The organism is Citricoccus sp. SGAir0253, assembly GCF_005877055.1.
Classification (GTDB): Bacteria; Actinomycetota; Actinomycetes; order Actinomycetales; family Micrococcaceae; genus Citricoccus.
On the sequence record NZ_CP039424.1, the window covers coordinates 1,891,200 to 1,905,261 of the forward strand.

Sequence of the window (14,062 nt, forward strand, 5' to 3'; positions counted from 1 at the left end):
GTCGGTGGAGGTCACCGTCGGCTAGGGTACCGACGGTGACCTCCACCCCCCATCCCCTCACCGGGGACCTCGTCCTGCTCGGCGGGGCCTCCGGCTCGGGCAAGTCCTACCTGGCCCGCTCCTACGGCCGGCCGCACCTGCAGCTCGACGCCTTCTACCGGGAGGCCGCCGAGGACGCCGCCGCGGGCGGCCCGGGCCCGCTCTTCCCCCGGACCGCGTACGGCGAGGTCGACTGGGACCACGCGGACACCTGGAACCTCCAGGGTGCCGTGGACGCCGTGGTGGAGCTGCTGGAGACCGGCCGGACGCGCGTGCCGGAGTACTCCATCACCACCTCGTCCATCACGGGCTTCGCGACCCTCGAGCTGTCCGGGGGCCCGATCGTCGCCGAGGGCATCTTCGCGGCCGAGCTGCCCCGCGCCCTGGCCCGGCTCGGCGTCGACTACCGGGCTTGGTACATCGACCAGCACCGCCTCCCGACGGCGGCCCGCCGGCTCGCGCGCGACCTCGCGGAGCGGCGCAAGCCGGTGCCCTTCCTCCTCCAGCGCGGCTGGTCCCTGCTGCGCACCGAGCGGACCCTGCGCGAGCACTACCTGGCCTCGGGCTTCACCCCCGTGCCCAAGCCCGAGCTGCACCGGCGGCTGTCCGGGGGGCGGCCGGCCGGGGCCTGACCGGGATCACCCCGCGGCGGGGGCGCTCGCTGCCGGGACCGCGCCGAGCAGCTGCGCCCAGTCCCGGTCCACGATGCCGCCCGCCGCACTCGCGTGCCGCGCATAGGTGCGCCGCAGGCCCGCGGCCACGTCCTCGACGGTGAGTCCGGGGACCGCGTCGCTCGCGGCGCCGGCGGTGTCCGGGTCCCAGTCCAGCCCGAGGGCCTCGTAGACGTCCACGAGCACCGCCCGCACCGGCCCGGGGTCCTCGACGACGAGCGAGGACGAGAACAGCCACGCCCCCTTGACCACCCGCTGGGCCGTGCCGGCCAGCTTGACCGGCGTGCGCGCCGTGCCGTCGGCCGCGGCCGGCAGGGGGGTGTGCACGCTGAACTCGCCGGGGCAGTACTCCCCCGGCACCTCGCCGACGGCGGCCGGGACGCCGGCGGCGCGGAACACCTCCACGAACAGCCCGCCGAAGGCCGCGAACCGCTCGCGGAACCCGCGCATCGCCTCGGCGTCGCGCTCGAGGTGGTCGACCACGAGACTGCCCGGGTGGTAGGCCGCCGCCCGGCCCCCCGCACGCCGCACCACGGGGGCGAAGCCGTGCGCCCGGCAGGCCTGCCGGGCGCGCTCGAAGCCCGGCAGCCGCGCGTCGCGCTGGCCGAACGCGACGGTGGGGGCGGGCCGGTAGAGCCGGACGAGCGGGGCCGGCGCGGCGCCGGACTGCACCCCGCGGAGCAGGGTGAGCCCGTGGTCCAGGTCCTCGGCGGCGCCCAGGGAGGCGTCCTGGTGCACCCAGTGCAGGGGTTCCCCGTGCGGGGGACGGCGCTCAGTCATCGTTCCCGGGCATCCTCCGCACCGTCTGGACCTGCTCGGAGCGGCCGAACGGTCCGAGCGCGTCGTGCAGGACGGCCGAGGTCAGGCCGACGCCGTCCGGGCCCACGTGGGAGGTGGTGGCCAGGCCCAGCCGGGTACCGACCGGCTCCCGGTACAGGTGGACCTGCAGGTCCACGTTGGCGTAGCCGTAGCCCCCGGGGCCGGTGGGCAGCACGGGGGCCACGCCGTTGGCGACGTCCACCATGCCCATCAGCCGGGCGACGTCCGTGGTGGGCTCGCCGGCGATCATCTCCACCTCCGAGCTGGTCCAGCACCGCCCGTGGCCGGGGGCGTGGTCCGGGGCCACGTGGATGTCCAGGGCGCGGATGAAGCCCCCGGGCCAGCGCTCCCCCATCTCGGCGTAGTGCTCGCACTCCTCGAACGGTGCCAGGGCGGCGTCGTTGGCCAGGGCCCGGTCCGCGGTGTCCGAGGTCACGAGGCGCCAGGCGCGGGCCACGAGGGCGGCCCGGCCCTGTGCCTCGAGCGTGGCCTCCACGAGCTCGATCGTGCGGCCGGGGCGGATGGTGCGCGTGGTGACCGTCAGCGGCCCGTAGTGCAGGGTGCCGAGGATGTCGAAGGAGATCCGCGCCAGCCGCAGGTCCTCGCGGGGGGCGTGGGCGAGCAGCTCGGCGGTCACCAGCCCGGAGACGGGGGCCATGTGCAGCTCGTCGTCGCGCCACGCGCCCTGCGCGTGGATCACCGAGTCGAAGGCGGACACGCGGGTCCCGTCCTCCACCCGGGGAGGCGCCGTGCGCCGGAAGTTGGCGGCGCCGACGTCGGGCTCCCGCGGCTGCGCGGACGGACCGGTGGACGCGCGGACGGGGGACGCGGGACGGGAGGTCATGCAGCCATGATGCCAGAGGCCAAGGGCCCGGTGGTCGTCTCCACCGGGCCCCTGGCCGTCCTCGTCAGCGCCGGGGGCGCGACGTCATCGCCGGTCGTAGCGGTACAGGATGGCCGCCACCTCGGCGCGCGTGATGTCGCGGTCCGGACGGAAGGTGCCATCGTCGTAGCCGCCCGCGAGACCCTCGCTCTCCATCCACGAGATGGCCGCGTGGTGGGCGCTCCAGGTCGGCACGTCCGGGAAGGACCGCGTGCGCGGCACGGTGTAGCCCGGACGGGCGGCCCGGTACAGGAAGGAGGCGAACTCGGCGCGGGTGACGTCCTCGCCGACGCCGAAGGTGCCGTTCCCGTAGCCCTTGGCGATCCCGCGGTCCCTGGCCCAGCTGATGGGCTCGTAGAAGGTGTCCCCCTGGCGGACGTCGGAGAACGGCCGGGTGGAGGTGGGGGTGTAGGCGGGGTCCATGTACCGGTACACGAAGGCCACGGACTCGCCGCGGCTGATGCGCCGGGTCTTGCCGTACGTGTTCGTGGCCGCGTAGCCCTGGGACACGCCCGCGGTCTGCATCCAGTCCACGGCGTCGTAGAACGAGCTGCCCGGGGGGTTGTCCGCGAAGCCGCGGACGCAGCGGTCCGCCGTGTCCAGGTACGAGGTCTGCCCCTGGCGGTTGAGCAGCAGCCGGGTGATCGTCACCGGCGTGCTCGAGCGCGACACGAGGCGGACGTTCGATCCGCCCGGCAGGGACAGGGCGCAGTGGGCGGATCCCGACTGCAGGATCTTGATGGTGCCGACGTACCGGTAGTCGTCCTGGTACACGTCGAGGTGGGCGTAGCCGCCGGAGGGGACGTAGGTGGCGAAGGAGACCCGCCGGACCTGCTCGGTGTCCTCCACGCGGATCACGGAGTCCTTGCCCTGCGTGCGCACGGCGCGGCCCTCGATGCCGCTGGGCGCGGAGATGGAGGTCATCCGGGCGGTGTACAGGTCGTCGTCGTCCCAGGCGATGGGTCCGGTGTGCTGGCCGAGATAGGCCTGTGGCCCCACGGCTCCGTTGGCGACCGCGCGCACGGCGTACTGGGCGGTCTCCCCCGGCTCGTTCGTCAGCGTGGTGCTGGTGGTGGAGACCGTCTTGCCCGCGATCCACGGCTGGTTGCCCACGGCGCCGCCGTCGTGCGGCACGGCCCGGTACATGATCTGGTAGCCGGTGGCCCCGGGGACCGCGTTCCAGCGGGCGGTGGCCTTCAGCCCTGGCGTGCTCAGGACGTAGCGGTTCCACGGCAGGGTGGGCGCGGTGAGCGGGGTGGCCTGGCCATAGCGCGTGAGGGCGGCGTTGACCCGCTGGTCCACGCTCGAGCGGATGGACGGGATCTTGGCGTCCAGGTACTGGCCCGGGCAGGAGGTGAAGTTCGTGACCTTGTGCCCCAGGATGGTGGGGACCGTGACCGTCGTGCCCGAGGTCCACCGTGCCGTGCCCTTGCCGCTCTGGGTGAGGCGGGTCGTCCCGGTGGGGTCCACGCCGTAGCGGTAGGCCTGCCAGGCCAGGACGCGTTCGATCGCGTCCACCATGGCCGCCGGTGCGGCGGCCTCCTGGTAGTTGCCCATGGCTGAGACGCCGATGGTGTCCGTGTTGAACCCCCCGGCCTGGGCCCCCATGACCGGGGCGTCGATCGAGCCGCGGCGGCCCTGGTAGATGGTGCCGTACTTGTCCACGAGGAACTGGTAGCCGATGTCCCCCCAGCCCAGGGTCTTGGCGTGGTAGGTGAAGATGCCGCGGATCTGGGCGTAGGCACCGGAGGGGGTATAGCTGTTCGAGCCTGCCGTGTGGTGGATGTACAGCGCCTTGAGGTCCGTGGACGGGGTGCCGAAGTCCCGGACGATGGACTCGTCGGCGCCCCACTGGGCACGCGTGACGATCGCCGGCTTGAGCGCGTCCGCGGTGGAGTCGGTGTTGTACGCGACCGGCTCCGCGGCGGCCGTCCCGGTGAGCAGCCCCTGCTGCCCGGCCAGGGCGGGGGCGAAGGAGGCCTCCGCGCCCGTGGCCGGGGACGGCCCCGATGCCGGTGCGGCCTCGGGCACCGAGGAGGCGGCCTGCGGGGCGCCGGAGCCTGCCGCGGCCCGGCCGGCTGGGGCGTCCAGCGGCGCGGCAGCACCGGCGGGCGAGGCCGGCGCGAGCTCGCCGTCGGTCTCGGAGGTGCCCGGGTCGATGAGGGCGACCTCGAGGCCGGCAGGCGTCTTGCCGGAGGCGGTCAGCACGCGCACCTGGATGCCGTCGGCGCCGTTCGTGACGAGCGGCTCGGTGCCGGTGCGGGCGGCGCCGGGGCGCTCGTCGCCGTCGTGGACCTCCAGGGAGGACCAGTCCGTCCACTCCCCGCCCTCGCGGACGCGGATGGAGGCCTCGGATACGGGGTCGGTGCCGTCGATGTCCCACGTCAGGCCAGCGATGAGGAAGTCCTTGGTGGCGGTCGGCTCGCTCAGCGCGGCGAGCTCGTCCACGTCGTCCTCCGGCAGGGCGGTCTCGGCCAGTTCCTGCTCCACGGGCTCCGCCTCGGCCGAGGACGACGGCGAGGGGACCGGGGCGCCGGCCCGGCCGGTGATGGCCTCCTCCGGCAGCTCCGCGGGGACCTCCTCCGGGAGCGCGTCGGCACTGATGCCGTCCACGGGGATGGACTGCTCCGCCTTGCCGACGACCGGGGCGGCCTGCCGGCCGGGGGCTGTCGTCGAGGGGGTTGCCTCGACGGCCGGTGCCGCAGGTGCCTGGGGCAGTCCGGGGGCTGCCGTGGCGGGGAGGACGGTGGTCGCTGCCAGCGTGGCCGCCAGGGCGGTGGCGGCGCAGGTACGCAGGGCAGGGCGAAGGGCCAAAGGCATGACGGTTTCCCTCAGAGAGACGCGCGGTGGTGGGCGCCTCTCGGGCGCCGCGACCCACTCAGGATAGCAATCATTGGTTGCATTTGGGTTACTCCAGTCACATTTTCACCACTGTTCACGTGAGCTACGCGTGTCGTTCGTGTGCGTCTCGAGACCTGTGACGTAGGCCTCCATCGGGTCCCAAGTGGCCCATGACGAGGGACGTTCTGGCCGGATGCCGGGGCCTTGAGGTAAAGGCAGCATCACGGTGCGGGCACGGATCCCCCGTGCCCGGCCTCTCGCGAGGACGGGTCGCTTGAGCCAAAACTGAGGATCTCGCGGGAAAACTGCAGGGCCGCTGCAGCGGGACTGCCGCGCATCCACCCCTGATCCCGATCTCTCAGCCGCAGGCACCACCGTGGCGACGAATGCTACGGCTACCCGTCAATGCCGGCGGTAGGACATCGGATCAGGGAACAGCACGCCTGATGCCTTATGTGCAGAGGATCGTGTCAACCAAGGCCTCGATCTCCGCCGAGGAGATTGATCCGTCGGGGCGGTCCCTGGTGATGATGAGACGCCCGTCGGCCCGCTTCGTTGACCCCTCACCCCACGGGTGAATGCCGTGGTCGCGGTACCAGCGCAGTTTCTCCTCCCATTTCCTCCGGTAGGAGTCGTTGTTCAGCATGCCGAGGTGTTCCCAGTAGTAGGTCTCGCCGGTGTCGGCATCCTCGATGGTGAAGTCAGGGAGCCGCGTCATCCCTCCGCGGACCAATGGTTGCTCGTAGGCGAAGTCGATTCCCTTCGAATAGAGCAGATCGGCGATGATGACCTCGGATTTCGATCGGACGTGGATGCCCTTTCGAGCGTGGTGGATCAGCCCCTTCTCCATGTACCGCCCATCGACCTCCACCGGCTGGGGGTCGCTGAACAGGTTGGTCATCCTCGCCGCGGTCTCCGAATAGCGAGGCGACGCGTAATCGCGCAATTCGCTCAGATTCCCCTGCAGGAGCAGCACGACACGGTGTTGGTGCCTTGTCAGGGCGGTGTAGAGGAGCTCCCGACTCAGCAGGCGACAAGGGCTGGGAATGACGATGAGCGTCGTCCCGAACTCACTGCCCTGGGCCTTGTGGACCGTCAAGGCATAGGCCAGTTCCAGCCCCGGGCTGCCATCCTCGTCCCCCAGGTCTGATCGCCAGTACTTGTAGGCGACGTCCGGTTGGGTGGCGAACTCCACCTCCCACTGGTTGAGCGAGATCTTGGCTCCCTTTCGCCTGAAGGGACCAACGACGACGCCGATCTCGCCATTGGCCACGTATTCCAAGGCCTTGCCCTCAGGAGGGTAGAAGTGCTTTCGTGCCTTGTTCCGGACGTTGATGACCTTGTCCCCATAGACAATCTCCTGGGGTCCAGTCGGGGCCGGAATCCTCCGCCTCCATGGCGTCTGTTCGTGGGCCAACTCGCGGACGGAGGATCGATACGTGTGCTGGAGGTAGCGGTTCAACTCGTTGACACCGCCAGCGACGCTACGGACCGGCGAGAGTACTTGCCACGATTCGGCGCATTTGGCGCTGCCCCTGTTGAAATACGCGTAATCACCGATGACCGTGCCGCCATAGGACTCCTGGAACCCCAACTCATCGTCAGGGTCCTTCATCAGCTCCAGGGAGTTCGCCAACTCGGTCCGCAGCAGATCGTGCAACTCAGACGGGGTGGACCACTGGCGAACCGCCAAGGTCTCGAACTCGGTCCGGCGTTGCAGGTCGTCCCACACGCTGTCCGATCCCGGGGGTACATCCGCACCGGAGAACCAGTCAGCAAGCACCATGTCCGGCCGTTCGGTATCGCCGTCCCCCCTGGCATCGACCTTCGTGACGGAATTTGCAGGCGGTCCACTCTTCTTCTGGACGTGACGACGCTTGATGGTGAGTTCGGCAAATGACGCGTCAACGAGGGGAAAGCCGGTCACATGATGCGCGGAACGGAGGTATTCAACGATGTCCACGAAGGGACGGCCTACGCCGATGGGTGGCAACTGACGAGGGTCCCCCACCAAGACGAGTCGCTTGTAGCCGGCGAGCCCGTCCAGGAGGGCATCGAGTTGTTCCTCCGTGAGCATCGAGCACTCATCGATGATGACGGTGGCGAATCCCCGGCGGGGCGGGGCATCGGACCGCCGATACCGTCCGGTCTCGGGGTCGTACCTTCCCGACTTCACGAGGAATTGGGCGATCGTCTGTGCCGACCGCCCGATCGCCGACTGCATGCGCACGCGTGCCTTGCCGGTGGGCGCCAGGAGGAGGATGTCTTCGTTTGCAATCCCCGTCAGGGAACACAACACTTCCAGCAGCGTCGTCTTCCCGGTCCCCGCCGGTCCGATGAGGACGGACAACCGTGACTGCGCCAGCGACTGCAACGCGCGCGCCTTCTCGCGACGGGCGTTTTCCTCGTCCACGTCACCCTTTGGAAAGTCCCCCAGCCGACGGTCGATCTCCCCGCGCCAGTCGGCTTCGACGGGTAGCGACTTCGCCTCCAAACGTTTCCGCACGAGGGTGGAGATCTTGTCGCGCGCGGCGTGCAGGCGGGACAACTGGTAGGCAGGCTTGCCGTCGCCCATCATCACCGTGGTGATCTCTGGGGCGAAGTGACCTTCCGCCACGGCCATGACGTCCTCCGTGACCGGGCAGGAGGGGTCCAGGGGGGCATCCCTGACGGCCTGAACCAAGCGGGCCTGGGACATGAGGGAATGGCCCTCGTTGCCGGCGCGTTCGAGCTGGTCGATCGCCATCGCCCGGACGCGGCGTTCGTCCAGGCCGTCCTTCACGCGGGCCTTACCGGCCACGGGATGTGCCTCCCGGAGGGAGTCGGTGGGGAAGACTCCTCGATCGATCGTGGAGAACGCCGTGGGATCGGGGCGGAAGCGATCAACCTCGAAGATGCGATACGGGTTGTCGAGCAGTTCCCCGTCGCTGATGTCGATCCCCGCCGTGATGCGTTCGGAGCCGACGAACATCCGCGTAGCCTGCTCGATCGTGAGGTCGAATCGCGAGAGCAGCATGAGCAGGTCTCGCCGGTCCTGACGAAGAGCGAGCCACGTCTTGCACAGCATCTGGCTCGGGACGGGGTGCAGGTTCAGGAACTCACTGGGGTCGCGGAATATCCGGTCCACGACGTCCCACGGATTATCGCCCTCGTGAACCATGCTCCGGACGGCGTACGAGAGCAGGACGCCCTGCGGCATGCCGAACGCCGTCAGGGCCGCTCCCAGGCCGGGAAAGGCGCCGCGCGCCCGCCATGCTGCGGCGACCTCGGCGTTCAACCAGGACCGGACGCGATCCCACTCGCCGGGCACCACTTGGGCGAATCGCTCGACGCTCGCCGTCAGGGCCAGCAGCAGGTTCAGGGCCGCGTCATGGGTGACGTGCTCGGTGGCGTACGAGAACTGCTCCGTGAACTCCTCGGGGACCAGCACGACGTACTCACTGGGATCGAGGCCCCGCTGTTGAGACACATCCATGAGGTGCTGGTACGGCAGGAGGAAACCGTCCTCCATCGTGGGACGGATGGAGTGTTGGACGGGGGTCTCCCACGTCACCGACTCGAAACCGCCGCGGCGGTTCCCATATGCCTGGCTGGGGGTCCAGCCCGTCACACGGCCGACGCCCACCAGGACGCGCCGCGGATCGTCGGACAACGGAGTGTCCTTCGCGTAGAAGAACACCAATGACGCACCGGGCTCGACCGCTGAGAAGAAGGTGTCCAGCATGGCCCGCTGGTTGCGCCCGTGCTGGATCCAGGCGGGGTCGTTCAACTTCGCCTCGGCGTCCACCTGTTCCTCCAGGCGGTATTCGAAGTCGATGCCGTGCACGTCAGCAAGTCGCACCGCATTGTCCCGGAGCAACCAGCGGAACGGCACGCAATCCGCGGAGTACGCCGGCAGGTCGAGCCGGACAGGCTCGAACTTCCGGTAGACCTCGTTCCATTCCGCGTACGGGTGTTCCTTGGAGACGCTCCGGGACCTGGCGGACATGAATCCGGCGCGTTCCAGGTGACAGGGCGGCAGTTCCGCTCCTGGCAGTTCTGCCCACGACTTGCCGGCGTGCGCTACCTCTAGTGCGTCACAACGCTGTTCGGCGATGCGCTTGAGGCGTAGGCACGAGCCGTTGTTGAGGGGGTCCGCGCAGACATGCCCGTTCCACCCCGAATCGTGCCAAGGTATCCGGACCGACAGGTGCTGATATGGCAAGGATCGTGCTTTCATGTGGCCCCCGCACGGGTCATAGGCGGGGACCGGATCGCGCTGCCATCACGCCCGAATCCCCCGTTGACGTGGACTTCTCCTGAGGCCAATATCCCAGACGGCCCGGGCGAAATGAAGGGGAGCCGCCTGATCTCTCAGGCGACTCCCCTCGGGACGTGTCACAAGGACAGCGATTCGGATATCACTGGAGCGGGATCAGAAGTCCCAGTCCTCGTCCTCGGTGTTCTCGGCCTTGCCGATGACGTAGGAGGAGCCCGAGCCGGAGAAGAAGTCGTGGTTCTCGTCGGCGTTCGGGGACAGGGCCGAGAGGATCGCCGGGTTCACGTCCGTGACGCTGGACGGGAACATGGCCTCGTAGCCGAGGTTCATCAGCGCCTTGTTGGCGTTGTAGTGCAGGAACTTCTTGACGTCCTCGGCCAGGCCCACGGAGTCGTAGAGGTCGTGGGTGTACTGCACCTCGTTCTCGTAGAGCTCGAAGAGCAGCTCGAAGGTGTAGTCCTTGAGCTCCTGCTGGCGCTCGGCCGACTGGGTCTCCAGGCCGCGCTGGAACTTGTAGCCGATGTAGTAGCCGTGCACGGCCTCGTCGCGGATGATCAGCCGGATCAGGTCCGCGGTGTTGGTCAGCTTGGCGTGGGAGGACCAGTACATGGGCAGGTAGAAGCCCGAGTAGAACAGGAACGACTCCAGGATGGTGGAGGCGACCTTCTTCTTCAGCGGGTCCTCGCCGTGGTAGTAGTCCAGGATGATCTGGGCCTTCTTCTGCAGGTTGGGGTTCTCCTGCGACCAGCGGAAGGCGTCGTCGATCTGCTTGGTGTTGGACAGCGTGGAGAAGATCGAAGAGTAGCTCTTGGCGTGGACGGACTCCATGAACGCGATGTTCGTGTAGACCGCCTCCTCGTGCGTGGTCAGCGAGTCCGGGATGAGCGAGACGGCGCCCACGGTGCCCTGGATGGTGTCCAGCAGGGTCAGGCCGGTGAAGACGCGCATGGTCAGCGTCTTCTCGTCCTCGGTGAGCGTGGCCCAGGACTGGATGTCGTTGGACAGCGGCACCTTCTCCGGCAGCCAGAAGTTCGAGGTCAGTCGGTTCCAGACCTCGACGTCCTTGTCGTCCTGGATGCGGTTCCAGTTGATCGCCTCGACGGTTTCGAGGGTCTTGACAGCGTCGGCCATCATCGTGGTGTCGTCCTCACTCAAGCGGTGGTGTGGTGGTCTGGGATGGGGGTCGACGCCGGCTGGGCACCGCGGGTGCTCGGGGCACCTCCGGTGCCGGGCCGGCGTCGGGACGCGGGTCCGGGTCCCGTCCTGCGGACGGGCCCGGGCCCTACAGCATGCAGGACACGCAGCCCTCGACCTCGGTGCCCTCGAGGGCGAGCTGGCGCAGGCGGATGTAGTAGATCGTCTTGATCCCCTTGCGCCAGGCGTAGATCTGGGCCTTGTTCAGGTCGCGCGTGGTGGCGGTGTCCTTGAAGAACAGCGTCAGGGACAGGCCCTGGTCCACGTGCTGGGTGGCCGCGGCGTAGGTGTCGATGACCTTCTCGTAGCCGATCTCGTACGCGTCCGCGTAGTACTCGAGGTTCTCGTTCGTCAGGAACGGCGCCGGGTAGTAGACGCGGCCCAGCTTGCCCTCCTTGCGGATCTCGATCTTCGAGGCCACCGGGTGGATCGAGGAGGTCGAGTTGTTGATGTAGGAGATCGAGCCGGTCGGCGGCACCGCCTGCAGGTTCTGGTTGAAGATGCCGTGCTCCATGACGGAGGCCTTCAGCGCGCGCCAGTCGTCCTGGGTGGGCACGGCCACGCCGGCCTCGGCGAACAACTCGGCCACGCGGGCGGTCGCCGGCTGCCAGGGCTGCTCGGTGTACTTGTCGAAGAACTCGCCCGAGGCGTACTTCGAGTCCTCGAACCCGCCGAAGCGCTGGCCGGTCTCGATCGAGATCCGGTTGGAGGCGCGCAGGGCGTGGTAGAGCACCGTGCAGAAGTAGATGTTCGTGAAGTCGATGCCCTCCTCGGACCCGTAGTGGACCCGCTCGCGGGCCAGGTACCCATGCAGGTTCATCTGGCCCAGGCCGATGGCGTGTGAGGAGTCGTTGCCCCGCACGATGGAGGGCACCGAGTCGATCTGGGACATCGTGGACACCGCGGTCAGGGCGCGGATGGCGGTCTCGATCGACTTGCCGAAGTCCGGCGAGTCCATGGTCTTGGCGATGTTCATGGAGCCGAGGTTGCAGGAGATGTCCTTGCCCACGTGGGCGTAGGACAGGTCCTCGTGGAACTCGGAGGCCTCGGAGACCTGGAGGATCTCGGAGCACAGGTTGGACATGGTGATCCGGCCCTTGATCGGGTTGGCCCGGTTCACCGTGTCCTCGAACACGATGTACGGGTAGCCGGACTCGAACTGGATCTCGGCGAGGGTCTGGAAGAACTCGCGCGCGTTGATCTTGGTCTTCTTGATCCGCGCGTCGTCGACCATCTCGTAGTACTTCTCCGTCACCGAGACCTCGGAGAACGGCTTGCCGTAGACGCGCTCGACGTCGTACGGGCTGAAGAGGTACATGTCCTCGTTCTTCTTCGCCAGCTCGAAGGTGATGTCCGGGATGACGACGCCCAGGGACAGGGTCTTGATGCGGATCTTCTCGTCCGCGTTCTCCCGCTTGGTGTCCAGGAAGCGGTAGATGTCCGGGTGGTGGGCGTGCAGGTAGACGGCACCGGCACCCTGGCGCGCGCCGAGCTGGTTGGCGTAGGAGAAGGAGTCCTCGAGCAGCTTCATCACGGGGATGACGCCGGAGGACTGGTTCTCGATCTGCTTGATCGGGGCGCCGTGCTCGCGGATGTTCGTCAGGGACAGCGCCACGCCGCCGCCGCGCTTGGACAGCTGCAGGGAGGAGTTGATGCCCCGGGCGATCGACTCCATGTTGTCCTCGATGCGCAGCAGGAAGCAGGAGACGAGCTCGCCGCGCTGGGCCTTGCCGGCGTTGAGGAAGGTGGGGGTGGCCGGCTGGAAGCGGCCGCCGATCATCTCGTCCACCAGGTCCACGGCGAGCTGCTCGTCGCCCTGGGCCAGGTGCAGCGCGACCATGCACACGCGGTCCTCGTAGCGCTCGAGGTAGCGCTTGCCGTCGAAGGTCTTCAGCGCGTAGGAGGTGTAGAACTTGAACGCGCCGAGGAAGGTGGGGAAGCGGAACTTGGCCTTGTAGGCCCGGTCCCACAGGGAGTGCTTGAACTCGGCGGAGTACTGCTCGAGCGTCTCGGCCTCGTAGTAGTCGTTGTCCACGAGGTAGGTGAGCTTCTCGTCCAGGTCGTGGAAGAACACCGTGTTGGTGTTGACGTGCTGCAGGAAGTACTGGCGCGCCGCCGCGTGGTCGGCCTCGAACTGGATGCGGCCGTCGGCGCCGTAGAGGTTCAGCATGGCGTTGAGCTCGTGGTAGCCCAGGTTCTGCCACGCCGCCGGCAGCTGCTTGGCCGACTTGATCATGTCCTGCTCCGTGACTGTCATGCCCAAAACCTTTCCAATCCTTCACGCACGGCCGTGACGTCCTCCGGCGTGCCCATGAGCTCGAATCTGTACATCAGGGGGACCTGGCACTTGCGCGCGATGATGTCCCCGGCGAGGCCGTACGCCTCGAAGAAGTTCGTGTTCCCCGCGGCGATCACGCCCCGGATCAGGTCCCTGTTCGCCTTGACGTTCAGGAACTTGATGACCTGCTTGGGCACGGCGCCCCGGCCGTCCCCCCCGCCATAGGTCGGCACCACCAGCACGAAGGGCCGGGTGGCCAGCAGCGTCGGCTCCCGGGTCATCAGCGGGAGCCGCGCGGTGTCCTCCGGGTCCAGGCCCAGCTTGGTGACGAAGCGGTGGGTGTAGCCGGAGGCCGAGGAGAAGTAGACCAGGCGGGCGTCGGTGGGCCGCGGCGCCGGGGTTCCCGCCGCCGCGACCGTGCCCTCGCCCGCCACGCTGGTCATGGGGACCGCCGGGACCTCAGGCCACCGAGGAGGCGGCCGTGGCGGCCAGCTCCTCGATCTTGTCCGGGCGGAAGCCGGACCAGTGATCGTCGCCGGTCATCACCACGGGGGCCTGCATGTAGCCGAGGGCCCGCACCCGCTCCAGGGCCGCGGGGTCCTGGGACATGTCCACGACCTCGTAGGCGATGCCCTTCTTGTCCAGGGCCCGGTAGGTCGCATTGCACTGGACGCACGCCGGCTTGGAGTAAACGGTGACGGTCATGGTCATTCCCCTGTCCTCGGTTACCGCCTCCGGAGACCGGGCCGGCGGGCATCGATGCTGTTCGTGGATGTCTGTGCTGTGTGGTGCGATGGACCGCTCCGTTGCCCCGGAAGGGGGCGGATCCGGCCCGTCCCGGCCCCCGGGCCGCACGCGGGGCCGAGAACCGAAGTCATGGCCTCAATACTACATCTAGTGGTCTGCGCATGCACCAACCACAAGATCCTGTTCCCTCCCCGCGCTCGCGCGTTTCCCCACGCTGTCCACAGGCCCGGTGGACGGACGCCGTGGGCACCATGCGCCCGGAACGCCGGAAACACGCGGCTCGGGCCGCGCGCCCCCGCGGTCGTCCACAGGTGTGGACCACCGCGGGGCGC

9 protein-coding genes are annotated in these 14,062 nt (G+C 68.6%); 1 reads left to right on the forward strand and 8 read right to left on the reverse strand.

Annotated elements, in window-relative coordinates:
* Window positions 1-35: 35 nt before the first annotated feature.
* Window positions 36-671 carry a uridine kinase gene (locus E7744_RS08390; RefSeq protein WP_137773725.1) on the forward strand — a complete coding sequence of 212 codons (636 nt, stop codon included), beginning with the start codon at window positions 36-38 and terminating at the stop codon, window positions 669-671.
* Between the two features lie 6 nt (window positions 672-677).
* Here E7744_RS08390 and E7744_RS08395 read toward each other — a convergent pair whose 3' ends face one another.
* From E7744_RS08395 to nrdH, 8 genes are all read right to left on the reverse strand, one after another.
* Window positions 678-1,490 (reverse strand): lipoate--protein ligase family protein, encoded by an 813-nt coding sequence (locus E7744_RS08395; protein WP_137773726.1) that lies wholly within the window; start codon window positions 1,488-1,490, stop codon window positions 678-680.
* Window positions 1,483-2,373: a thioesterase family protein gene (locus tag E7744_RS08400; protein ID WP_137773727.1), complete on the reverse strand. Its 891-nt coding sequence runs from the start codon at window positions 2,371-2,373 to the stop codon at window positions 1,483-1,485. The genes E7744_RS08395 and E7744_RS08400 overlap by 8 nt, the downstream gene beginning before the upstream one ends.
* An 84-nt stretch (window positions 2,374-2,457) precedes the next feature.
* Complete coding sequence (locus E7744_RS08405; protein WP_137773728.1) at window positions 2,458-5,232, reverse strand: S-layer homology domain-containing protein; 2,775 nt, start codon at window positions 5,230-5,232, stop codon at window positions 2,458-2,460.
* A gap of 472 nt (window positions 5,233-5,704) precedes the next feature.
* Complete coding sequence (locus E7744_RS08410; RefSeq protein WP_210417092.1) at window positions 5,705-9,241, reverse strand: AAA family ATPase; 3,537 nt, start codon at window positions 9,239-9,241, stop codon at window positions 5,705-5,707.
* A gap of 426 nt (window positions 9,242-9,667) precedes the next feature.
* Window positions 9,668-10,642 (reverse strand): class 1b ribonucleoside-diphosphate reductase subunit beta, encoded by a 975-nt coding sequence (gene nrdF, locus E7744_RS08415; RefSeq protein ID WP_137774945.1) that lies wholly within the window; start codon window positions 10,640-10,642, stop codon window positions 9,668-9,670.
* Window positions 10,643-10,793: 151 nt separating this feature from the next.
* A complete protein-coding gene (gene nrdE, locus E7744_RS08420) occupies window positions 10,794-12,962 on the reverse strand; it encodes a class 1b ribonucleoside-diphosphate reductase subunit alpha (protein ID WP_246858366.1) in 2,169 nt (722 codons plus the stop codon).
* On the reverse strand, window positions 12,959-13,426 hold the full coding sequence (nrdI, locus tag E7744_RS08425; RefSeq protein WP_137773730.1) for a class Ib ribonucleoside-diphosphate reductase assembly flavoprotein NrdI: 468 nt from the start codon (window positions 13,424-13,426) through the stop codon (window positions 12,959-12,961). The genes nrdE and nrdI overlap by 4 nt, the downstream gene beginning before the upstream one ends.
* 16 nt (window positions 13,427-13,442) lie before the next feature.
* Window positions 13,443-13,688 carry a glutaredoxin-like protein NrdH gene (gene nrdH / locus E7744_RS08430; protein ID WP_137773731.1) on the reverse strand — a complete coding sequence of 82 codons (246 nt, stop codon included), beginning with the start codon at window positions 13,686-13,688 and terminating at the stop codon, window positions 13,443-13,445.
* Window positions 13,689-14,062 lie beyond the last annotated feature (374 nt).

Coding starts and splice junctions, on each gene's coding strand:
- E7744_RS08395 (WP_137773726.1), bottom strand. CDS start 1,490: ATGACTGAGCGCCGTCCCCCGCACGGGGAACCCCTGCACTGGGTGCAC.
- E7744_RS08400 (WP_137773727.1), bottom strand. CDS start 2,373: ATGACCTCCCGTCCCGCGTCCCCCGTCCGCGCGTCCACCGGTCCGTCC.
- E7744_RS08405 (WP_137773728.1), bottom strand. CDS start 5,232: ATGCCTTTGGCCCTTCGCCCTGCCCTGCGTACCTGCGCCGCCACCGCC.
- E7744_RS08410 (WP_210417092.1), bottom strand. CDS start 9,241: ATGTCCGCCAGGTCCCGGAGCGTCTCCAAGGAACACCCGTACGCGGAA.
- nrdF (WP_137774945.1), bottom strand. CDS start 10,642: ATGGCCGACGCTGTCAAGACCCTCGAAACCGTCGAGGCGATCAACTGG.
- nrdE (WP_246858366.1), bottom strand. CDS start 12,962: ATGACAGTCACGGAGCAGGACATGATCAAGTCGGCCAAGCAGCTGCCG.
- nrdI (WP_137773730.1), bottom strand. CDS start 13,426: ATGACCAGCGTGGCGGGCGAGGGCACGGTCGCGGCGGCGGGAACCCCG.
- nrdH (WP_137773731.1), bottom strand. CDS start 13,688: ATGACCGTCACCGTTTACTCCAAGCCGGCGTGCGTCCAGTGCAATGCG.